This window comes from Pseudomonas sp. EL_65y_Pfl1_R83, from assembly GCF_963970695.1.
GTDB lineage: Bacteria > Pseudomonadota > Gammaproteobacteria > Pseudomonadales > Pseudomonadaceae > Aquipseudomonas > Aquipseudomonas tritici.
Map to the genome: position 1 here is coordinate 129,335 of NZ_CAXAQI010000013.1, position 23,190 is coordinate 152,524.

The following is a 23,190-nucleotide window of genomic DNA, read 5'->3' on the forward strand; positions in this document are numbered from 1 at the left end:
CTGCGATGGCGGTGGTCCAGTTAGCCATGATGTGGCTGATAGATTGCTATCGCAGGCAAGCCAGCTCCCACATTTTTAATTCGGTTTCTTCAGTAGGTGTTGCAGTGTTTCGGTGACACCGTTGTCACGCAAGCTGACAAAGCACCGCTCGAAAGCTGCCACAAACGCAGGCGAGTTGGGAATAGCTGTACCAAAAATCTCTTCCACCCCCAACAGGCGTTTGCTGATCAGCGCGTCATCGCTCACCAGTCCCTGGCAAAAATCAGCCCGCGGATCCGGGATCTTGTAGCTCACCCCGTTCTCATCCACACCTTTCAAATACAGCGCCCAGGCCGCCACCACCAACGCGGCGCGCTCGGTCTCGCGGCCATCGGCGATCAACCGGTTAATGGTTGGGACGGTGAACTTGGGAAACTTCGACGAGCCGTCCGAGCACACGCGCTCCAACTGATCGGCAATCGCCTGATTGGAGAAGCGATCCACCAAGGTCTGCTTATAGTCCGTCAGATCAATACCCGGTACCGGCGCCAGGTTCGGCGTGACATCAAGGTCCATGTAGGCACGCATGTAAGCGACAAACACCGGATCGTTCATGGTCTCGTGAACAAACCGATAGCCCTTGAGAAAGCCCAGGTAGGTCAGTGCCAAATGACTGCCATTGAGCAGGCCGATCTTCATTTCTTCATAAGGCGTGACGTCATCGGTGAACTGCACGCCGACCTTTTCCCAGGCCGGGCGTCCGTTGACGAATTTGTCCTCCAGCACCCACTGCACGAAGGGTTCGCACACCACGGGCCAGGCATCGTCGATGCCGTGTTCGTCGTGCAGTTGCAGGCGGTGGGCGGTGCTGGTCATGGGCGTGATGCGGTCGACCATGGCATTCGGGAAGCTCACATGGGCCTTGATCCAGTCATGCAACTCGCCATTGTGCAGGGCGGCGAAGGCCAGCAGCGCTTTGCGCGTGACAGCGCCATTGTGCGGCAGGTTATCGCAGGACATCACGGTAAACGCCGGGATGCCGGCGGCGCGGCGTTTGGTCAGGGCGGCGCAGATAAAGCCAAATACGGTTGTCGGTGACGTGGGGTGCGCCAGGTCGTGCTGGATCTGCGGCAAGTGGGCCATGAACTCGCCATTGCTGTCGTCGATGCAGTAGCCGCCTTCGGTGATGGTCAGCGAGACGATGCGAATCTGCGGGCTGGCCAGTTTGTCGATCAGCGCCTGGGCGCCGTCTTCAGCCAGCAGCATGTCGCTGATCGAACCGATCACGCGCACCTCGGTGTCGTCGGTGTCGCCCAGCTCATACAGGGTGAACAGGTAGTCCTGGCCAGCCAGATCGTCACGCGCCTTGCGGTCCTCGCTACGCAGGCCGACGCCACAGATGCTCCAGTCCAGGCCTTCGCCCGTGTTCATCAGCGCATCGGTGTAATACGCCTGGTGCGCGCGGTGAAAGCCGCCGACACCGATGTGCGCAATGCCCTGGGACGTGCTGGCAATCGCATAGGTTGGCAGCTTCACTTGCGGTGCCAACTGGGTGAGGTTCTGTTTATTCAGCTTCATGACGGAATACTCGCGAGATCAGGCGGCAGCGCGCAGTGGGCGGGCCACGGCAACACCGTCGGTGTCGAACAGATGGCAGTGCGCCGGGTCCAGGTGCAGGTGCAGCGTCTCGCCGTACTGGCTGGCCATGTCGCCACGAATCCGCATGGTCAGCGGCTCGCCGTTGGCGGTAATGACGTGGCAGAAGGTGTCGCTGCCCAGGCGTTCGCCGACATCGGCGGTGACGGTCAGCGTGGTTTGCCCCGGTGCGGCAATTTCCAGGTGCTCAGGGCGGATGCCCAGGGTCACTGCACTGCCGACGCTCAAGCTGGCACCGCTCAACGGCAGGCTGATGGTGGTGCCAGCGTCCAACTGCACATCGCAGCCTTGGCTTTCGATACGGGTGACCGTGCCCTTGAGGAAGCCCATCTTCGGCGTGCCGAGGAAACCCGCGACAAACAGGTTGGCGGGCTGGTGGTACAGCTCCAGTGGCGAACCGACTTGCTCGATACGGCCGCTGTTCAACACCACGACCTTGTCGGCCAGGGTCATGGCTTCAACCTGGTCGTGGGTCACGTAGATCATGGTCGCCTGCAGCTCTTTATGCAGGCGCGCCAGCTCCAGGCGCATCTGCACGCGCAGGGCGGCGTCGAGGTTGGACAGCGGCTCATCGAACAGGAAGATCTTCGGGTTACGCACAATCGCGCGGCCGATCGCCACACGCTGACGCTGCCCACCGGACAGCTGCTTGGGCTTACGCTCCAGCAACGGGCCCAGCTCGAGAATGCGCGCCGCTTCGCTGACCTTGCTCTCCACCAGCTTCTTGTCGATACCGGCCAGGTCCAGCGCAAACGACATGTTCTTGCGCACGCTCATGTGCGGGTACAGCGCGTAGGTCTGGAACACCATGGCCAGGTCACGCTTGGCTGGGGTGACTTCGGTGATGTCGCGGCCATCCAGCTCGATGGTGCCTTCGCTGACTTCTTCAAGGCCCGCGATCAGGCGCAGCAGCGTGGATTTACCGCAGCCCGAGGGGCCGACGAATACGACGAATTCCTTGTCGTTCACTTCCAGGTCGATGCCCTTGATGATGGAAAAGCCTTCGAAGCCTTTTTGCAGATTCTTGATTTTCAGGTGGGCCATGGGATGGGCCTCCGCTTTGAATTTTTTATTAGGCAGCCGTTACTTCACGGCGCCGAAGGACAAACCGCGCACCAGCTGTTTCTGGCTGATCCAGCCAAAGATCAGGATCGGCGCGCAGGCCAGGGTCGAGACGGCGGACAATTTGGCCCAGAACAAGCCTTCAGGGCTGGAGTAGGAGGCGATCAACGCGGTCAGCGGCGCGGCGCTGGACGAAGTCAGGTTCAGCGACCAGAACGCCTCGTTCCAGCACAGGATCAACGACAGCAACACCGTGGACGCCAGGCCGCCCTTGGCGATCGGCAGCAGGACGCGGACCATTTCCTGCCACAGAGTGGCGCCATCCAGGCGGGCGGCTTCGAGGATGTCCTTGGGAATGTCCTTGAAGTAGGTGTAAACCATCCACACCACGATCGGCAGGTTGATCAGGGTGTAGATGATGATCAGCGCAATGCGCGTATCCAGCAGGCCCATGCTCTTGGCCAGCAGGTAGATCGGCATCAGCACGCCTACCGGCGGCAGCATCTTGGTAGAGAGCATCCACAACAGCGTGCCTTTGGTACGTTTGGTTTCGTAGAACGCCATGGAGTAGGCGGCCGGCACCGAGATCAGTAGGCATAGGGCCGTGGCGCTGAAGGAAATCAGCACCGAGTTCCACGCATAACTGAAGTAGTTGCTGCGCTCGTTAATGTGCAGGTAGTTCTCCAGCGTTGGCGTGAAGATGAACTGCGGCGGCGTGGCGAACGCATCGATTTCGGTCTTGAAGCTGGTCAGCACCATCCAGAAGATCGGGAAGAAGATCAGGATCGCGATGGCCCAGGCCAATGTGCCAAGCAGCAGGCTTTGCAGCCGGCGGGATTGTTGAAGCGTCATGGCGCGGCCCTCAAGGCTTGTCAGTCAGGTTTTTGCCGATCATCCGCACCAGGATGATCGCCGCGATATTGGCGATGACCACGGCAATCAAGCCGCCGGCCGAGGCCATGCCCACGTCGAACTGCACCAGCGCCTGGTTGTAGATCAGGTAGGCGAGGTTGGTCGAGGCGTAGCCGGGGCCACCGTTGGTGGTGGTGAAAATTTCGGCGAATACCGAGAGCAAAAAGATCGTTTCGATCATCACCACCACGGCAATCGGGCGGGCCAGGTGGGGCAGGGTCAGGTGCCAGAAGATCGCGATGGCGCCGGCACCGTCGAGGCGCGCGGCTTCCTTTTGCTCCTGGTCGAGGGACTGCATGGCAGTCATCAACAGCAGGATCGCGAAGGGCAGCCATTGCCACGACACAATGATGATGATCGACAGCAAGGGGTAGTGCGCCAGCCAGTCCACCGGCTCGGCACCGAAAAACTTCCACACGGCGGCGAGAATCCCCGACACCGGGTGGAAAATCAGGTTCTTCCAGATCAGCGCACCGACGGTGGGCATGATGAAGAAGGGCGAAATCAACAACACCCGCACCAGGCCGCGGCCGAAGAACTCACTGGCCTCCAGCAGGGCACTGATCAACACGCCGAACACCACGCTGATCAACAGTACGCTACCGACCAGCAACAGGGTGTTGGTGGCGCCGGGCAGGAAGCCCGAGTCAGTGATGAAGTAGGCGAAGTTCTCCAGCCCCACGAATTGGTTTTCGCCGGGGTAGAGCAGGTTGTAGCGGATCAGCGAAAAGTACAGGGTCATGCTCAGGGGCACGATCATCCACAGCAGCAACAAAGCCACCGAGGGGCTGACGAGGAACCAGCCGGGGTTGGCCAGGCGGTTTTTGGGAGTTGTATTCATGGTATTCGAGACCGGTACAGAGCAAGAATCGGAGTGCGGTCAAATGTGGGAGCAGGCTTGCTCCCACATTTACAGTGGAGGGCTCACCTTATTTGGGGTAACCCGCCCGCTTCATTTCACGCTCGGTGGTGGTCTGCGCGGCGGTCAGTGCAGCATCCACCGTCTGCTGACCGGTCAGAGCGGCCGAGAAGAACTTGCCGACCTGGGTGCCAATTGCCTGGAACTCAGGAATGGTGACCAACTGGATACCGATATACGGCACCGGCTTGAGCGTTGGTTTGGTCGGGTCCGCCACTTTCAGCGATTCCAGGGTTACCTTGGCAAACGGCGCGGCCTTCATGTACGCGTCGCTGTAGGTCGACTTGCGCGTGCCAGGGGGTACGTTGGCAACGCCGTCGGTCTTGGCGACCAATGCGCCATATTCCTTGGAGGTGGCCCAGCTGGTGAACACCTTGGCGGCATCCTTGGCCTTGGAGCTGGTAGGGATTGCCAGGCTCCAGGAGTACAGCCACGACGTACCTTTGTCGGTTTTTTCGTGCGGGGCGAAGGTGAAGCCGACATGGTCAGCCACTTTGCTTTGGGTTTTGTCGGTCACAAACGAGCCGGCGACGCTGGCGTCGACCCAGATTGCGCACTTGCCGCTGTTGAACAGCGCCAGGTTTTCGTTGAAACCGTTGCTGGAGGCGCCCGGCGGGCCGGATTTCTTCATGTTGTCGACGTAGAAGTTCAGCGCCTCCTTCCATTCAGGGCCGTTGAATTCCGGTTGCCACTTCTCGTCGAACCAGCGCGCCCCGTAACCATTGGCCAGGGTGGTGATCAGCGCCATGTTCTCACCCCAACCGGCTTTGCCGCGCAGGCACAGGCCGTATTGCCCTTTGGTCTTGTCGGTGAGTTTGCTGGCGAATTCGCCGATCTGGGTCCAGGTCGGGTGCTCGGGCATGCTCAGCCCGGCGTCCTTGAACAGGTCGGTGCGGTAATAAGTGATCGAACTTTCGGCGTAGAACGGCAGGGCATACAGCGAGCCTTTGACAGACAGACCGTCACGCACCGAAGGGAATACGTCATCGAGGTCGTAGGACGCCGGCAAGTCCTTCATCGGCTCCAGCCAACCCTTGGCACCCCAAAGTGCTGCTTCGTACATGCCGATGGTCAACACATCGAACTGTCCGCCCTGGGTAGCAATGTCAGTGGTCAGGCGTTGGCGCAGTACGTTTTCTTCGAGCACCACCCAGTTCAACTTGATTTCCGGATGCTCGGCCTCGAAGGTTTTCGAAAGCTTTTGCATGCGGATCATGTCGCTGTTGTTGACGGTCGCAATCGTCAGGGTTTGCGCGCCAAGGCTGACGGCGCTGAGGGTCATGCAAGAAAAGGCAATTAGAGCTTTTGCTGTGAACTTCATCGCGCACTCCATTTCTGCGCCCAGGGGCTACAGAAGGACAGTTATTGTTGTTGTGTCTTCCACGACAGCAGGAAGAGTGTGCGTTGATTACAGCCCTCAAATGGCGCTGTGACAAATCCTTGGGAGCACTGGGACTGATACTTTTTTGCACTGGGTCTGCAAAATGTTCAACGGCGCCTACAGTGGCGCCGACCTGTTAGTTCTGACAGTAGACGCTTATGAGCACTGGAGGGTTAATGGTTCGGCACAACCCAACCAGGAGATGTTTATGAACGGTTCTCGCGTAACTCTCAAAAACAACGCAGTCTATAAGACTGTACTGGGCTTTATCATTGCTGTTTCTCTCGGTGCTTGTACAACGGAACCGCCGGAGTCACGAGAGCCTGCTTGTACTAAGGCCGGTTATTTTAAAAGTACTGATAGAGTCGGGGGGTACTACCGGTGTGTATGGAGCGCTCAATCTAACCGATGGCTTCAATTCCCTTACACTTGCCCCGCGGGGCATGAATTCAGCGAGCAGTTACAAAGATGTGTAAGGCCTTGATTTTTCCCCCAGGGTCTATTCATCGGTAGGATAAACAAGTGAGTGCGCAGGGATCAGTACAGGTACTGATCCCTGTTTTGCATCTACCTCAAATCGGATAGGGGGTCTGGATGATGCAAATATCATCCAGGTCGTAGATCCCGCCGGTGGTTGGGTTTTTGAAGGCTATCGAGGCGACAAACGGATTAGCGGGTAAGTAGTTGAGCGGGATGTCGACATTCAGCCAGGTATTGATGGCGGGGACCTGAGGCGTGCTTTTCAGTGTGCCCAGCCGGATTTCAATGAACGTTGGCGCGCCAATGGCAGCAAACTTGTTGATCCGATACCTGAAACTGATCCGGTAATAGCCTGCCGTGGCAGGCGTCAAGGTTTTGTACAGGCGGGCCCCGTTGCCAGTAAGGGGGCCTGCCTGCCAAAAGAAGTTGCCATTGGGTTCGCGTCGGATGCCCACATCAGGCCACTCACTGAGCCAGTAATTCACGTAATTGTTGGTGAATGTCGTGCAGTCGTGAACCATCACGCTTTTTACTGTGTAACGCGTTGGCGGAAACTCAATCGCCTGCCCCTCATCCCTGACGCCGTTGAACGCCACCTTAAACTGCAGGGTCAGCAGGCTGTTGCTTCCTAGGTCGTGCAGGTAACTGCTCAACACCGTTTCCAGGTGATAACCCTGGCTGATCCAGGCAGCATCAACCTCGCCATCGACCGTACCGTCCAGCAGGGTCAAGTTGTGCGCCTTACCGTCGCGGTCGGTACCGAACAATTTTAACCATACGGGCTGGTGCCGTGCGATAAATGGCCAGGTCGTCGCCCTGGCGGTGGCATTACCGATCAATGTGTCCAAATCGATCACGCCGGCGGGTGTGGCTTCATCGATCCTGATCACGGTCTTTTTCAACTCGGATTGAGGCAACGGTTCAAGATTCACCGTGAGCAAGACAGAGGGCCGGGTATCCGTACCTTTGGTTACCGTGTACCTGATTGTGAATTGGCTCGTGGTGCTGCGGATATTGGCGGCAATCAGTGGGGCGTCCAGGGGGACAATGACGGTGCCATCGGTTTCCCCATAGATCGGCCCGATGGTAGCCGAGCCGGCGCCGGCACTGCCTAGAACTTCCACATAGATCTTGTCGGTGGTGCTCATCGGACCATAGCTCACCCGCAGATTCGCACCGTATTGTGCGTTCAGCGGCGCCAATGTCACCAACGTGCCGGACCCGCTTGCCTCTTCCAAGAGGGGCACCGGGTACTGCGCAGGCAAGGCCCTGACGGTGTAGTCGCGCTGCAAAAACCTTACCGCATTGGACAGGTCCGCGCTCTGGTCGAAGGTGACTGCGCAGCGCATGGTCAATTGCGTCCCGTCCAAGAGTTTGCGTAATTGCGCAATGGGTGCAAGTGGATGAAGACCGTTCTGCTCGCCGTCCAGTCCCACCAGGTCCCCATAGTAGAAGGCATGGTAAAACTGATTGCCGTCTGCATAGGTACCGAGCATTTCGAACCACGCCCGCTGAAAGTGCTGGATGAAGAACCAGCGATCGACAAAGGCGCGTTCGGTGCCCTTCAGTGTGCTGAGGTCCAGCACCGCATCCAATGCATGGCCCTCCAGATAGGGTTTGGGGAATGGCGGTGGTAACAACTCCAGGTTCAACACGGGCGAAGGCGTTCTGTGCCGGCCCCGGATTACGAAATACTGCACTGTGATAAAGCGCCCTTGCGCCTGGATGTTGGCACCCACTACATCGGGGTCGATGTCGATATGCAGGACTTTCGATGTATTGCCATACTGGGTTTCGCAATAGGTCCCAATGCCTGGGATTCCGCTCCAGCAGGTCTCGATCTGGTCAGTGGGTCGCATTTGCGCAATATCGACCACGACTGTCGCTCCCTGCGTCGCGGCAACTGCCGCCAGTTGGTCGGGATAGCGGGTTGCTTCTGCGACTTCCGGTCGTTTCAGTTCGAGTGCTTTTCCCACTGTGATGAGCAGAACATCCGAAAAGCGTTTCGCGCTGCCATCCGCCGGTTGGAGTGTGTAGCTGAGACGAATTTCTCCATCGTTATTGGCAATGGCGTATTTCGCCTCTACTGGTATCACGACCTGCCTGCCCGCTGTCGATGAGTTGAGTGTCACGTCATCACTGACGGAGCCGTTGCTGGCAGAACCTCTCCAAAACCACTCGAGAATGTCGCCAGGGAACGTACGTGTTTCGGTCAAGGTCAAGTTGAGCGTGGTGCCGATAATGCTATCAATGTCCAAGTTCTTGAACAGGTCTGCGTATTGCAGTTTTGGTTCGGGCATTGAGCGTACTGCTGCGCCGAAGGTTACTTCCAGAACCTCGGATTTGCGCACCGCGTGAATGCCTTGCCCCATGATCCGCATTTGGCCGTCGTTGACGAGGTAGAACACGCGGACCAGTCCCAGCCCGATGAAACGCGAAAACTGCTCCTGGAGCACTGTGCGAGGGGGCGGGGGTGGCTCTTTTGCGCCAGCCAGCAATTCTTCTTCGTACTCGACCAGCCGGCCTGTCGAGTCCAGGGCCTCCATGCGGAAGATGACGCTCCAGTCAGCGTTATAGGGGAAGAATTTCGGGAAAAAAGCCTGGAAATGTTCGATCGATGGATCGATAAAGCCACCTTCGCTTTTATCGATGGTCATTGCCGGCATCGACTTTCTCGTGCCTGAAACCGGGACGTTCAAGCGTCGCGAGGTGCCGAGGGGCGTGCCAGTGGCGGTGGTCAGTGTGTAGAACAATTGGACGTGGCCGTTAGCCGCCATTTGAATATATTTGGGGTCAATGTCAGTGGTGGCCGACAGGCCGATTCGAGCGGGAAACGGGGGTAATGGGGTGACGGTATTTGCGCCATTATCATCGAACACGACGAGCGTCAGGTGGATCAACGTGCCGCCAGGCGTGGTCGTGCCATTGGGTAGCTTTCTGGGAACGAAGACCTCTCCTTCATAGGGGCCATCACCAACAAGGTCTACATTGACCTCAGTCACTGAATCCCCGTTGACCACCAAGTGTGGCCGTTCGAGCGCATATAGGTCCAGATCGGCTTCCACCTTCTCAGGCTTCGACCACTGCGGCACTTCCCCCGAATAGTTGAACACGATGTCGAAGATCCGGAAGTAAATCACCACCACGCCGCTGCCTCCGGCGATGATGATCGCTTCCGGTACATGCACGACAATCGGCTTGATGCCGTCGAGGTGGTCTTGATCAATCTCTAGGAACACTGGGTGACCGTTCCACCACACCTCGACAGTGTCTCCCAACGCCATGTTCGGGTAAGGATCAACCGTCAAGTCAACGCCTTGCTCAGCGCGCTCGGGGTCGAGTACACCCCCCACCAGATCAGGCGGTAGATGGATGACCAGGCGCGAGTGATAGTAAGGATTGGTGCTGACGCCGCCGGGACGGTCGGTTTTGACAAGCCAGGTTTCATAAGGGGAGGTGCTCGGGGTGCCGCTGCCCACTCTCTTCACTTGGCCAAAACACGGATAAACAAAGCCCCTCGGAACCAATCCCTCAGGGATCACCAGCGTTAAAAAATTCTTATCCGGATCCAAGTCCTCGAACCTGACCTCATCGGCAGCAATGGCGTAGGTGAAACTGCCCATGAATAACGTGAACGTGTCGCCCTCGTTGAAGTTGAACCACTTGCTGAAACGCACCGTAAGCCAGGGCTCCACCAGTCGAATATTCAAGCCGCTATCAGCGCCTGGAATCGGTCGTACTGCGTCGCTGACAAAGGGTGGGTCCAGCGGGTCGACAATGACGGGGGGCTTTGGCCCATGGCGATGGGGTTTGCAGACAGGGCAAGGCAAGTTGGAGGACGTGAATTTTTTCATAGCGAGCGCTCCTTATGCAGCGTAAAGCTGAGTAAGGAAATCACACACCCCTGGGTGTGGCGCGTATAGCTGTCAAAGTTGACAGTAGCGACGGGCGGTCAACCCAGGTTCTGCTCCGTCAAGCGCTGCACCGCCAACCGCCGGTAGTGCGATGGCGTCATGCCCTTGAGCTGCTGGAAGCGCCGATTGAAGTTGGAAATATTATTGAAGCCCGATTCAAAGCACACATCGGTCACCGGTTTGTCGCCGTCGGCGAGCAGTTCACAGGATTTGCTGATACGCAGCCGATTGACGAACTCGATGAAGGTGCGTCCGGTGGCTTGCTTGAACACCCGGGAGAAATACGTGGGCTTCATCCCGAGGTAGGCCGCGACTTCTTCCAGCGGCAACTCGCGTGCATAGTGAGCAAATATGTAATCCACTGCACGGTTGGTTCGGTCGATGCTGTGCTCGTCGGCCAGCTGCGGGGTGGTTGCACCGGACAGTAGTTGGTAGTCCTCACAGGCACTCAGCACTTCCAGCAAAATAAAGAAGTGCCCCAGGCGCGCAATGCCCTGGGCATCCTCGATGCGTTGCATCAAGGTCATCGCTTGGGCAATCGTGCGTTTGCATCGAAATTCGATGCCGTACTGCGCCCGTTCCAGTAGCGGTGCCAGCGTCTTGAGCTCGGTGAAAATGTGGCTGCCGTTCTCCAGCAACTCATCGGTAAAGTTCACCAGCATGTCGCGCTTGGGCACCACCTCGTCTTCCTCGACCTGGCTGATCCAGTTGTGGGGCAGGTTGGGGCCGGTGAGGAACAGGCTTTCCGGGTAGAAGTTGCCGATATAGTCGCCGATAAACACCTTGCCGGAACTCGCGACGATCAGGTGCAGCTCGTATTCCTTGTGAAAGTGCCAGCGCACCAGCGGGCAGGGGAAGCCATGCTGGCGATAGATGATGGACAGACCGTTGTGATCGTCCATGAGCTCGTAGGAAGGGTCGGTGATTCGTGTTGCTCGGGTCATGCTGCCGTCGCTTTATTGTGGTTGCCGCGTTGGATAATGCCCCCTCGCACGCGACCTCGCCAGCGCTGGTGCTTATACGCTGCGGTTTTTTGCCTCGATCCACTGGGACATGTATTGGGTACTTTTATGGGCATGATGGCGCAGCATGCTGCCGGTGAAGTTGTCCCGGCGATGGGCAGCGAGATGGCTGCGGCAGTGTTGCAAGCATGCCACCAGCGCGGGGCCATGAATGTTCTGGTCATAGCGGCGCGCCACCAGTTGGCGACCGTTTTCCTGGGCCTGGGTCCAGCGTTCGCGGTCCTGGTAGAGCGCCACGGCGGCGGTGGCCAGTGCAGGTGCGCTTTGCTCAATCACCCCGGGCCACGGTTGCCCATCACCCATGGCCTCGGCGCCGATGGGCGTGGTGATATTCGGCGTGCCACAGAGCATCGCGTCCGCGAGTTTGCCCTTGATGCCGGCGCCGAAACGCAAGGGCGCCAGGCAGATGCGTGCAGCGGTCATGACCTGTAACGCATCTTCGGCCCAGTTCATCACATGAAAGCCCTGGGCCGGGTTGTGCAGTGCCGTGGCCTTGGGCGGGGTGTAGGCACCATAGATATGCAGCTGCGCCCCCGGCAATTGCTGGCGTATCAGCGGCCACAGGCTGTTTTTCATCCAGAGCACCGCATCCCAGTTGGGCGCGTGGCGGAAGTTGCCGATGCTGAGGAAGTGCGCGCGGTCTTCAAACGGCGCAAAACGCTCGGTTGGCGATTCCAACATCAAAGGGCACCAGTGGAGCAGGGCGGCTGGCACGTTGAAGTGCTCAGTGAGCAGACGGATTTCCACGTCGGAAATCATCAGGCTGATATCGCAGCGGTAGATCGCCGCGATTTCGCGCTTGGCCAGGTCAGTGTCGGCCATGAGCTGGAATTCTTCGTGCAATGCCGGGGAAAACAACGCGCTGAAGTCGTCGCTGTCGGGGTGGGCCTTGAGGTGATCCTTGAGGCGCTGATGTCGCGCATCGCGCAGGCTTTGCAGGTCGGAGGTTTCCAGTACGCGCAGAGCGTTGGGGCAGCATTTCTCGACGCGCCAGCCGAATTGCTCTTCCATCATGAAACGGTCAAACAGCACGATGTCCGGCGCGAGTTCGCGTATAAAATCGTCGAAACTGCTGTTATTCAATTCGATTGGGCATTCGGCTATGCCCAGGGCGGGCAGATCGGCCTTGTGCTCGCCAATGGTCGCAGGGCTGCTGAAGGTAATGTCCCAACCTTGCGTAAGAAAGCTCTCAAGAATCTGCATCATATGCCCGCCTGCGGCTGAAGAGCGGGGCTCCGGCCAGACATAACCAATGACCAGGACTTTGGTGGCGCGGTGGTTCATTAACTCGAATCCTTGCACGTGTTCCGGCTGCATGGCCGGCAAAATTCAGCATTAAAACATGGAGTGACAACACCTACGCGTTTCCTGAACGTCAGAGATTGACTGATCGATGATCGCGAAATGAACTAACTAACTGTCAATTATCACAGTTATGCAGCGTGAGCGGGGCAGGCAGTGTGGTGATGCGTCTCCCTGGCCTCTGGCATGGGAGGAATTCACCATGGTCCGAGGAGCACCTCTAAAATGGACAAAAAAACTTCGGCACCCGCAAGTTGGGTAGGCGATACATTTTCAGGAAGTGCCAGCGGCTACACCGGCAATCTCGACATGCGCTGGAATCGAGTGGGCAGCAGTCTGACAGTACAAACGCTCAGGTACATGTTCACCGCCAATGGTAATCGCCACAGTGCAAATATCAATTTCGAGGTAAAAGCCGAGAATGGTGCAAAGTGGAAGGTCGATTCCCCTGATAACAGGCGGCAGGACGGAAAATGGCATGTCTGGGATACCACCCATACGATGGCCGTGGGGGGCTCCATCTGGATTGAGATCTTCGTGACGTTCATTTTTGACATGGGGGGGCCTGATGACCGCAGGACAGTCAGTCAGCGCTTTGATATTTAACAGTCGAGTGGGCGTCTGGCATCGCAGATGCCGGCGCCCGTATTTCTATAAATAATGTGTTTGCCATAGGTCCTCTGAGCAGTTTGTGGTTAACTTCGGCCTCTCGAATTCGTTAAACCCAACACAGCATAAGGATTCCGTTCATGGCTCAAGTCACCCTTCGTGGTAACCCTGTCCAGGTTGAAGGCGAATTGCCGAAAACCGGTACCCAAGCCCCTGATTTCACCCTGACTGCCGGCGATCTGTCGGACGCAACCCTGGCGACCTTTGCCGGCAAGCGCAAAGTGCTGAATATCTTCCCAAGCGTCGACACCCCGACCTGCGCCACGTCGGTGCGTAAATTCAACGCCCAGGCCAACGAGCTGACCAACGCTGTTGTGCTGTGCATCTCCACCGACCTGCCCTTCGCCCAGGCGCGTTTTTGCGGCTCCGAAGGCCTGGAAAACGTGAAGAACCTGTCCGACTTCCGTGATTCGGATTTCGCGGTGGACTACGGTGTTTCGATTGCCGATGGCCCGCTCAAAGGCCTGACCGCGCGCGCCGTTGTCGTGCTGGACGAAAATGACAATGTGCTGCACAGCGAGCTGGTCAGCGAAATCGGCCAGGAGCCAAACTACGAGGCAGCCCTGGCTGTTTTGAAGTAACTGTTTCGGTACGTTACTGTCGTTTGGCAGTAACACGTATGATGCATGCTTGCGGCCTGGCCTAGTCCAGGCCGTTTTTATTTGTCGCTCAGGTGCTTAGCGAAATAGCGAGCGGACTAAGCGCAGATGTTTACAGTTTTAAGCCCAAGGTAAATAGCCGGTAAAGGCGCTTTTCTTAACGCGCTCCAGTGCTTATCTTTCAGCCTCCCAAAGAAGAAGCTCTCGCGCCCAATGGTTGATCACTCCATGCAATCCTCCCCCCGCAACTCCCGCCGCTGGTTGTTCGGCCTGCTTGTGCTGCTGGCTATCGCCGGCCTGTGCTGGAAATTCTGGCCCAGCGGTGCCGCCCATAAAGACGCGCCGGCCGGCCATGCGAGCAAGACCGGCATGGCGCGCCCTGGGTTTGGTGGTTCCACTGGCCCGGTGCCGGTACGCGTGGCGCCTGCGGTGCTTGGCGAGTTCCCGGTGTACTACAAGGCCTTGGGCACGGTTACCGCACTGAACACGATCAATGTGCGCAGCCGGGTAGGCGGCGAGTTGGTGAAGATCGCGTTTGAAGAAGGGCAGAGGGTCAAGGCCGGCGACCTGCTGGCCGAGATCGACCCGCGCAGCTACCAGAACGCCTTGCTCCAGGCCCAGGGCACGCTGATGCAGAACCAGGCCCAACTGAAAAACGCCCAGGTCGACGTGCAGCGTTATCGCGACCTGTTCGCCCAGGACAGTATCGCCAAGCAGACCCTGGACACCGCCGAAGCGCTGGTCCTGCAATACCAGGGCACGGTCAAGACCAACCAGGGCGCGGTGGATGACGCCAAGCTCAACCTCGACTTCACCAAGATCCGCGCGCCGATCGGCGGCCGCGTAGGCCTGCGCCAGGTGGACGTTGGCAACTTGGTGGCGGCCAACGACACCACCGCCCTGGCCGTGATCACTCAGACCCAACCGATCAGCGTCGTCTTCACCCTGCCGGAAAATACCCTGGAAACCGTGCTTGCTCGCTACCACGCTGGCAACAAACTTCCTGTGGAAGCCTGGGACCGCGGCGATGTGAAAGTACAAGCCACCGGTGTACTGCAAAGCCTGGACAACCAGATCGACGTCACCACCGGCACCCTGAAATTCAAGGCGCGCTTTGATAACAAGGACCAGGCGCTGTTCCCCAATCAGTTCGTCAATGTGCACTTGTTGGCTGACACCCTGCATAACGTAGTGCTGGCGCCGTCGGCGGCGATCCAGTTCGGCAACACCGGCACCTTCGTCTACGTGCTCGACGGCGACAAGAAGGTCAAGGTGCAGCCGCTGGTGGTCGGCGATACCGATGACAATAACACGGTGATCAAGCAAGGTCTCAAGGCTGGCGACCGCGTGGTGCTGGAAGGCACTGACCGTCTCAAGGACGGCAGCGAAGTCGAAGTGGTGAATGAGAGCAGCGAAGTGCCGACCACGCCGACCGAACACCTGCAAGGCAAGCCCGCCGCGAAAGGGGAGACCGGCGCTGCTGACGGCAAGGCGCAAAAGGTCGGTTCATGAACCTGTCGCGACTGTTTATCCTTCGCCCGGTCGCCACCACGCTGAGCATGCTGGCCATTGTGTTGGCCGGCATCATTTCGTACCGCTTGTTGCCGGTATCGGCTTTGCCCCAAGTGGACTACCCGACCATTCGGGTGATGACCCTGTACCCCGGCGCCAGCCCAGATGTGATGACCAGTGCGGTCACCGCGCCGCTGGAGCGCCAGTTCGGGCAAATGCCCGGCCTCACGCAAATGGCGTCCACCAGTTCCGGCGGCGCGTCGGTGCTGACCCTGCGTTTCAACCTCGACATCAATATGGATGTCGCCGAGCAACAGGTGCAGGCCGCGATCAACGCCGCGACCAACCTGTTGCCAAAGGATTTGCCGGCGCCGCCGGTGTACAACAAGGTCAACCCGGCGGACACCCCGGTGCTGACCCTGGCCATCACGTCAAAAACCATGTTGCTGCCCAAGCTCAATGACCTGGTCGACACGCGCATGGCGCAGAAAATCGCGCAGATCAGCGGCGTCGGCATGGTCAGCATCGCCGGTGGCCAGCGCCAGGCCGTGCGCATCAAGGTCAACCCCGAGGCCCTGGCGGCCAACGGCTTGAACCTGTCGGACGTGCGCACCTTGATCGCGGCGTCCAACGTCAACCAGCCCAAGGGTAACTTCGACGGCCCCACCCGCGTGTCGATGCTCGATGCCAATGATCAGTTGGTCTCGCCTGCGCAATACGCCGAGTTGATCCTGGCCTACAACAACGGCGCGCCGTTGCGCCTAAAAGACGTGGCACAGATCGTCGACGGCGCCGAAAACGAGCGCCTCGCCGCCTGGGCCAATGAAAACCAGGCCGTGCTGCTGAATATCCAGCGCCAGCCGGGGGCCAACGTGATCGAGGTGGTGGACCGCATCAAGGCGCTGCTGCCAAGCATCACCGACAACCTGCCGGCCGGCCTCGACGTGACGGTGCTTACAGACCGCACCCAAACCATCCGGGCGTCGGTGAAAGACGTGCAACACGAACTGCTCATCGCCATCGCCCTGGTGGTGATGGTGACGTTCCTGTTCCTGCGTAGGGTCAGCGCCACGCTCATTCCGTCCATCGCCGTGCCGCTGTCGCTGGTGGGTACCTTTGGCGTGATGTACCTGGCGGGTTTCTCCATCAACAACCTCACGCTGATGGCCTTGACCATCGCCACCGGTTTCGTGGTGGACGATGCCATCGTGATGCTGGAGAACATCTCGCGCTATATCGAGGAGGGCGAAACGCCGCTTGCCGCCGCGCTCAAGGGCGCCAGGCAAATCGGTTTTACCCTGATTTCCCTGACCCTGTCGCTGATCGCGGTATTGATTCCGCTGCTGTTCATGGCCGACGTCGTGGGGCGCCTGTTCCGTGAGTTCGCCATCACCCTGGCAGTGGCGATCCTGATTTCCCTGGTGGTGTCCCTGACCCTCACGCCGATGATGTGCGCGCGGCTGCTCAAGCGTGAACCCAAGGAAGAGGAGCAAAGCCGATTCTACAAAGCCAGCGGTGCGTGGATCGATTGGTTGATCGCGCGTTATGGAAGCATGTTGCAGTGGGTGCTCCGGCACCAACCGCTGACCCTGCTGGTCGCCATCGCGACCCTGGGCCTGACCGTGGTGCTGTACCTGGTGGTGCCCAAAGGCTTCTTCCCGGTGCAGGATACGGGCGTGATCCAGGGTGTTTCCGAAGCGCCGCAGTCGATTTCCTTCGCCGCCATGAGCCAGCGCCAGCAGGCGCTGGCGAAGATCATCCTGGCCGATCCAGCGGTGGAAAGCCTGTCGTCCTACATTGGTGTGGACGGTGACAACGCTACCCTCAACAGTGGGCGCTTGCTGATCAACCTCAAGGCTCACGGCCTGCGCGACTTGAGCGCAGCCCAAGTGATCAACCGCCTGCAGCCGCAAATCGACAAGCTGGTGGGCATCCGCCTGTTCATGCAGCCGGTTCAAGACTTGACCATCGAAGACCGCGTCAGCCGCACCCAGTACCAGTTCAGCATGTCGTCGCCGGACGCCGAGCTGCTGGCGTTGTGGAGCAAAAAACTGGTCCACGCGTTGAGCCAGATGCCCGAACTCACCGACGTTGCCAGCGACCTGCAGGACAAGGGCCTGCAGGTGTACCTGATGATCGACCGCGATGCGGCGTCACGCCTGGGTGTCAGCGTATCGAGCATCACCGATGCGCTCTACGATGCCTTCGGCCAACGGCAGATTTCTACCATTTACACCCAGGCCAGCCAGTACCGCGTGGTATTGCAGGCCCAGTCCGGCGAAACCCTGGGTCCGGATGCGCTGAACCAGATCCATGTGAAAACCACCGATGGCGGCCAGGTGCGCTTGTCCAGCCTGGCCCATGTGGAACAGCGCCAGGCGCAACTGGCGATTGCGCACATCGGCCAGTTCCCGGCGGTGATGATGTCGTTCAACCTGGCGCCTGGTGTCGCGTTGGGCAAAGGCGTTGAGCTGATCAACCAGACCCAGAAAGACATCGGCATGCCGGTGGGCGTGCAGACCCAATTCCAGGGCGCGGCCCAGGCGTTCGAAGCCTCGCTGTCGAGCACCTTGCTGCTGATCCTGGCGGCGGTGGTCACCATGTACATCGTGCTGGGTGTGCTCTACGAGAGTTATATCCACCCGATCACCATCCTCTCTACCTTGCCGTCGGCGGCCGTCGGCGCTTTGCTAGCGTTGCTGCTCAGTGGCAATGACCTGGGCATGATTGCGATCATCGGCATCATTTTGCTGATCGGTATTGTCAAGAAGAACGCGATCATGATGATCGACTTCGCCCTCGATGCCGAACGCAACCAGGGCCTCGACCCACAGACCGCGATCTACCAGGCGGCGCTGCTGCGCTTCCGGCCGATCCTGATGACCACGCTGGCGGCGCTGTTTGGCGCGGTGCCGTTGATGCTCGCCACGGGTTCCGGCGCTGAATTGCGTCAACCTTTGGGTCTGGTGATGGTCGGCGGTCTGCTGGTGAGCCAGGTGTTGACGCTGTTCACCACGCCGGTGATTTACCTGTACTTCGATCGCCTGGGCCGTCGCTGGCGCAAAGAGCCGCAAAGCCTGGAGCCGGTTGAGTCATGAACCTGTCCGGACCTTTCATTCGCCGGCCGGTAGCGACCATGCTGCTGAGCCTGGCGATCATGTTGCTGGGCGGGGTCAGCTTCAACCTGCTGCCGGTATCCCCGCTGCCGCAGATCGATTTTCCGGTGATCGTGGTGTCGGCCAGCTTGCCTGGCGCGAGCCCCGAGGTGATGGCGTCTACCGTGGCCACACCGCTGGAGCGCTCGTTTGGCTCGATTGCCGGCATTACCACCATGAGCAGCTCGTCGAGCCAGGGCTCCACCCGGGTGATCCTCGCGTTTGACTCCGACCGTGATATCAACGGCGCTGCGCGGGAAGTGCAGGCGGCAATCAATGCCTCGCGCAACCTGCTGCCCAGCGGCATGCGCAGCATGCCCACCTACAAAAAGATCAACCCGTCCCAGGCGCCGATCATGGTGCTGTCGCTGACCTCGGACATGCTGCAGAAGGGCGAGCTGTACGACCTGGCCTCGACCATTCTTTCGCAAAGCCTGTCCCAGGTGCCGGGCGTAGGCGAAGTGCAGATCGGCGGCAGCTCCCTGCCGGCGGTGCGCATCGAGCTGGAGCCCAAGGCCCTCGACCAGTACGGCGTGGCCCTCGACGATGTGCGCAACACCATTGCCAATGCTAACCAGCGGCGGCCCAAAGGGTCCCTGGAAGACAGCCAGCGCAACTGGCAGATCCAGGCCAACGACCAGCTGGAAAAGGCCAAGGACTACGAGCCGCTGCTGATCCGCTACCAGAACGGTGCCGCCTTGCGCTTGAGTGATGTGGCGAAGATCAGCGACGGCGTGGAAGACCGCTACAACAGCGGCTTCTTCAACAACGAACCGGCGGTGCTGCTGGTGATCAACCGCCAGTCCGGTGCCAACATCATCGAGACGGTCAGGCAGATCAAGGCGCAGTTGCCGGCGTTGCAAGCGGTGCTGCCGTCCAGTGTCAAGCTGAGCCTGGCGATGGACCGCTCGCCGGTGATCACGGCCACCTTGCACGAAGCCGAGATGACCCTGCTGATCGCCGTGGGCCTGGTGATTCTGGTGGTGTACCTGTTCCTCGGTAACTTCCGCGCCTCGCTGATCCCGACCCTGGCGGTGCCGGTGTCGCTGGTGGGCACCTTCGCGGTGATGTACCTGTACGGTTTTTCGTTGAACAATTTTTCCTTGATGGCGTTGATCCTGGCCACCGGCCTGGTGGTGGACGATGCCATTGTGGTGCTGGAGAACATTTCTCGGCATATCGACGAAGGCGTGCCGCCGATGAAGGCGGCGTACCTGGGCGCGCAGGAAGTCGGGTTTACCTTGCTGTCGATGAACGTTTCGCTGGTGGCGGTGTTCCTGTCCATCCTGTTCATGGGGGGGATTGTCACCAGCCTGTTCCGCGAGTTTTCCATCACCTTGTCGGCGGCGATCATTGTGTCGCTGATTGTCTCGCTGACCCTCACGCCGATGCTTTGCGCGCGCTGGCTCAAGCCCCATGTCAAAGGCGAAATGACCGGTTTGCAGCGCTGGAGCCAAAGGGTCAACGACCGCATGGTCGCCGGCTATGCCACCAGCCTGGACTGGGTGCTGCGCCATCGTCGCCTGACCCTGCTCAGCCTGTTGCTGACCATTGGTTTGAACGTGGTGCTTTACGTGGTGGTACCGAAAACCTTCATGCCGCAGCAGGACACCGGCCAGTTGATCGGTTTTGTGCGAGGCGATGACGGCCTGTCGTTCAGCGTGATGCAACCGAAGATGGAAACCTTCCGCAAAGCCGTGCTCAAGGACCCTGCAGTGCTCAGCGTGGCCGGCTTTATCGGCGGCAACAGTGGCACCAACAACGCGGTGATGCTGGTACGCCTCAAACCTATCAGCGAACGCAAGATTTCCGCCCAGGCGGTGATCGAGCGCCTGCGCAAGGACGTGCCGTTGGTGCCGGGCGGGCGGCTGTTCCTGATGGCCGACCAGGACCTGCAATTCGGCGGCAGCCGCGACCAGACCAGTGCGCAGTATTCCTACATCCTGCAAAGTGGCGACCTGGCGGCACTGCGTCTGTGGTATCCGAAGGTCGTCGCGGCCCTGCGTGAGCTGCCGGAACTCACCGCCATCGACGCCCGAGAAGGCCGGGGTGCGGCGCAGGTCACGCTGATTGTCGACCGCGACCAGGCCAAACGCCTGGGTATCGACATGAATATGGTCACGGCGGTGCTCAACAACGCCTACAGCCAGCGGCAGATTTCCACCATCTACGACAGCCTCAACCAGTATCAGGTGGTGATGGAGGTCAATCCCAAATACGCGCAGGACCCGATCACCCTGAACCAGATGCAGGTGATCACCGCTGACGGCGCGCGGGTACCGTTATCGACCATTGCCCATTACGAGAACAGCCTGGCGGACGACCGCGTCAGCCACGAAGGCCAGTTCGCTTCGGAAAACATTGCCTTCGACATGGCGCCGGGTGTGACAGTCGAGCAGGGCACGGCCGCTATCGAGCGGGCGATTGCCAAGGTCGGCTTGCCAGAAGATGTCATCGCCAAGATGGCCGGCACCGCCGATGCCTTCGCGGCCACACAGAAGGGCCAGCCGTTCATGATCCTCGGCGCGTTGGTGGCGGTGTACCTGGTGCTGGGCATTCTGTATGAAAGCTACATCCACCCCTTGACGATCCTCTCGACCCTGCCGTCGGCCGGTGTTGGCGCGATGTTCGCGATTTACCTGACGGGGGGCGAGTTCAGCCTGATCTCCTTGCTGGGTCTGTTCCTGCTGATTGGTGTGGTGAAGAAGAACGCGATCTTGATGATCGACCTGGCCCTGCAGCTGGAGCGTAACGACCGCATGGGCCCGATGGAGTCGATTCGCAGCGCCTGCCTGCTGCGTTTGCGGCCGATCCTGATGACGACCCTGGCGGCCATCCTCGGTGCGTTGCCTTTGCTGTTGGGCAGTGGTGATGGCGCGGAAATGCGTCGCCCCCTGGGCCTGACCATCATCGGCGGCCTGGTGTTCAGCCAGGTCCTGACCCTTTACACCACCCCGGTGGTTTACCTCTATCTCGACCGCGCGCGCCATCGCTTCAATAAATGGCGCGGCGTGCGTACCGATGCTGCCCTGGACACTGCGCTATGACCGATTCAACCTTTGCCCGATTGGCCCTGTTCCGCGGTTGCCGCGTGGCGAGCCTGGTGCTGTGTGGCGTGTTGCTCAGCGCTTGCGCCGTTGGTCCCGACTACAAGCGTCCGGAAGTCGTCGAGCCCGCCCAGTTCAAAGAAGCCCAGGGCTGGCGCCAGGCAACCCCAAGCGACGCCCTGGCCCGTGGCGCCTGGTGGGAGCTGTACGGCGACCGCCAGCTCAATGACCTGGTGCTGCGCCTCAACCACTCAAACCAAACCGTCGCCCAGGCCGAAGCGCGCTTTCGCCAGGCCCAGGCGCTGGTGCGCAGTTCCCGTGGTGCGTTTTACCCCACTGTTGACCTCAGCGTCGGTAAAACCCGCGCCAGCCAAGGCACCGGCAGCAGCAGCGCCAGCCTGAGCAGTTCCAGCAGCGGTATCCGTGACACCCTGAACGCACAGTTGGGCGTGAGCTGGGAGGCGGATATCTGGGGCAAATTGCGCCGTGGCCTGGAAGCCAACGAGGCCAGCGCCGAAGCCAGCTCGGCGGACCTGGCGGCGATGCGCCTGAGCCAACAGTCGGAACTGGTGCAAAGCTACCTGCAACTGCGCGTGATGGATGAACAGACGCGTTTGTTGCAAGCCACGCTGGAGGCCTATCAACGCTCCCTGCAAATGACCCAGAACCAATACCGCGCCGGGGTCTCCGGCAAGGACGCGGTGGCCCAGGCGCAAACCCAGCTCAAGACCACCCAGGCCAGCCTGATCGACCTCATCTGGCAGCGTGCCCAGCTGGAGAACGCAATTGCCGTGCTGATCGGCGAGGCGCCGGCCAACTTCAACCTGGCGGTGAGCAAAGATATTCCGGCACTGCCGCAGATTCCGCTGAGCCTGCCCTCGCAACTGCTTGAGCGTCGCCCGGATATCGCCTCGGCAGAACGCTCGGTGATCGCCGCCAACGCCAATATCGGCGTGGCCGAGGCCGCCTACTACCCGGACCTGAGCCTGAGCCTCGCCGGGGGTTATTCGAGCAGCACCTATTCCGATTGGATCAGCCTGCCGAACCGCTTCTGGTCGGTAGGCCCCAAGCTCGCCATGACCCTGTTCGACGGCGGCCAGCGTTCGGCGGAAGTTGACCGCAGCGTGGCCAGCTATGATGAGACCGTCGCCAAGTACCGCCAGACCGTGTTGGATGGTTTCCGCGAAGTGGAAAACTACATGGTGCAGCTCAAGGTGCTGGAAGACGAGGCGGTGGTGAGCAATGAAGCGCTTGAGGCCGCGCGTGAATCGCTACGGCTGACCCAGAACCAGTACAAGGCCGGGCTGATTGCCTACCTCGACGTGGTCACCGTGCAAGCGACAGCCCTGAGCAACGAACGCACCGTATTGACCTTGCTGCAGACGCGCCTGGTGGCCAGTGTGCAACTGATCGCCGCGCTGGGCGGTGGTTGGGATGGGCAAACACCCATTGCCGAGAAAGAGTGAGTGTGAACTCAGGCCAATGTGGGCGCGGGCTTGCTCGCGCAGGCAGTGTGTCAGTCACCGGATTAGTGGGTTGATTCACCGCCTTCGCGAGCAAGCCCGCGCCCACATTTGGACT

General features: G+C 59.6%; 15 protein-coding genes. 7 read left to right on the top strand and 8 right to left on the bottom strand.

The annotated features are described in order from the left end of the window. Nucleotides 1–75: 75 nt before the first annotated feature. The 5 genes from AACY08_RS19075 to AACY08_RS19095 all read right to left on the bottom strand — a co-directional run bounded on the left by AACY08_RS19075 (nt 76) and on the right by AACY08_RS19095 (nt 5,810). A complete protein-coding gene (locus AACY08_RS19075) occupies nt 76–1,557 on the bottom strand; it encodes a mannitol dehydrogenase family protein (RefSeq protein WP_339470890.1) in 1,482 nt (493 codons plus the stop codon). 18 nt (nt 1,558–1,575) lie between these two features. Beyond that, nucleotides 1,576–2,679 carry an ABC transporter ATP-binding protein gene (locus AACY08_RS19080; RefSeq protein WP_339470891.1) on the bottom strand — a complete coding sequence of 368 codons (1,104 nt, stop codon included), beginning with the start codon at nt 2,677–2,679 and terminating at the stop codon, nt 1,576–1,578. 39 nt (nt 2,680–2,718) lie between these two features. Further along, the gene (locus AACY08_RS19085) at nt 2,719–3,549 is read right to left on the bottom strand and encodes a carbohydrate ABC transporter permease (protein ID WP_339418442.1); all 831 of its coding nucleotides are present in this window, start codon (nt 3,547–3,549) and stop codon (nt 2,719–2,721) included. Between the two features lie 10 nt (nt 3,550–3,559). After that, the gene (locus AACY08_RS19090) at nt 3,560–4,450 is read right to left on the bottom strand and encodes a carbohydrate ABC transporter permease (protein ID WP_339470892.1); all 891 of its coding nucleotides are present in this window, start codon (nt 4,448–4,450) and stop codon (nt 3,560–3,562) included. Between the two features lie 88 nt (nt 4,451–4,538). Beyond that, nucleotides 4,539–5,810, bottom strand: coding sequence for an ABC transporter substrate-binding protein (locus tag AACY08_RS19095; RefSeq protein WP_445262034.1), 1,272 nt, complete (start codon nt 5,808–5,810; stop codon nt 4,539–4,541). A 307-nt stretch (nt 5,811–6,117) separates the two neighbouring features. Here AACY08_RS19095 and AACY08_RS30590 point away from each other — a divergent pair, with 307 nt between their 5' ends. Next, on the top strand, nt 6,118–6,393 hold the full coding sequence (locus tag AACY08_RS30590) for a chitin-binding domain-containing protein (protein ID WP_445261448.1): 276 nt from the start codon (nt 6,118–6,120) through the stop codon (nt 6,391–6,393). 88 nt (nt 6,394–6,481) lie between these two features. On the opposite strand, the gene AACY08_RS19100 is transcribed toward AACY08_RS30590, so the two are convergent. From AACY08_RS19100 to AACY08_RS19110, 3 genes are all read right to left on the bottom strand, one after another. Continuing rightward, nucleotides 6,482–10,243: a hypothetical protein gene (locus tag AACY08_RS19100; RefSeq protein ID WP_339470894.1), complete on the bottom strand. Its 3,762-nt coding sequence runs from the start codon at nt 10,241–10,243 to the stop codon at nt 6,482–6,484. Nucleotides 10,244–10,341: 98 nt separating this feature from the next. Further along, nucleotides 10,342–11,247, bottom strand: a complete 906-nt coding sequence (locus AACY08_RS19105) for an AraC family transcriptional regulator (protein WP_339470895.1) — start codon at nt 11,245–11,247, stop codon at nt 10,342–10,344. A gap of 72 nt (nt 11,248–11,319) precedes the next feature. Next, the gene (locus AACY08_RS19110; RefSeq protein WP_339470897.1) at nt 11,320–12,609 is read right to left on the bottom strand and encodes a glycosyltransferase; all 1,290 of its coding nucleotides are present in this window, start codon (nt 12,607–12,609) and stop codon (nt 11,320–11,322) included. Between the two features lie 243 nt (nt 12,610–12,852). Here AACY08_RS19110 and AACY08_RS19115 point away from each other — a divergent pair, with 243 nt between their 5' ends. The 6 genes from AACY08_RS19115 (at nt 12,853) to AACY08_RS19140 (ending at nt 23,075) form a co-directional block, all read left to right on the top strand. Next, complete coding sequence (locus AACY08_RS19115; RefSeq protein WP_339470899.1) at nt 12,853–13,233, top strand: hypothetical protein; 381 nt, start codon at nt 12,853–12,855, stop codon at nt 13,231–13,233. A gap of 143 nt (nt 13,234–13,376) precedes the next feature. Beyond that, the gene (gene tpx / locus AACY08_RS19120) at nt 13,377–13,877 is read left to right on the top strand and encodes a thiol peroxidase (protein ID WP_339470901.1); all 501 of its coding nucleotides are present in this window, start codon (nt 13,377–13,379) and stop codon (nt 13,875–13,877) included. 231 nt (nt 13,878–14,108) lie between these two features. After that, nucleotides 14,109–15,407: an MdtA/MuxA family multidrug efflux RND transporter periplasmic adaptor subunit gene (locus AACY08_RS19125; RefSeq protein WP_339470904.1), complete on the top strand. Its 1,299-nt coding sequence runs from the start codon at nt 14,109–14,111 to the stop codon at nt 15,405–15,407. Continuing rightward, the gene (locus AACY08_RS19130) at nt 15,404–18,505 is read left to right on the top strand and encodes an MdtB/MuxB family multidrug efflux RND transporter permease subunit (RefSeq protein ID WP_339470905.1); all 3,102 of its coding nucleotides are present in this window, start codon (nt 15,404–15,406) and stop codon (nt 18,503–18,505) included. Before AACY08_RS19125 ends, AACY08_RS19130 begins: the two co-directional genes overlap by 4 nt. Then, a complete protein-coding gene (locus AACY08_RS19135) occupies nt 18,502–21,609 on the top strand; it encodes an efflux RND transporter permease subunit (protein WP_339470907.1) in 3,108 nt (1,035 codons plus the stop codon). Before AACY08_RS19130 ends, AACY08_RS19135 begins: the two co-directional genes overlap by 4 nt. Continuing rightward, the gene (locus tag AACY08_RS19140) at nt 21,606–23,075 is read left to right on the top strand and encodes an efflux transporter outer membrane subunit (protein ID WP_339470909.1); all 1,470 of its coding nucleotides are present in this window, start codon (nt 21,606–21,608) and stop codon (nt 23,073–23,075) included. Before AACY08_RS19135 ends, AACY08_RS19140 begins: the two co-directional genes overlap by 4 nt. The last annotated feature ends 115 nt before the right edge of the window (nt 23,076–23,190 follow it).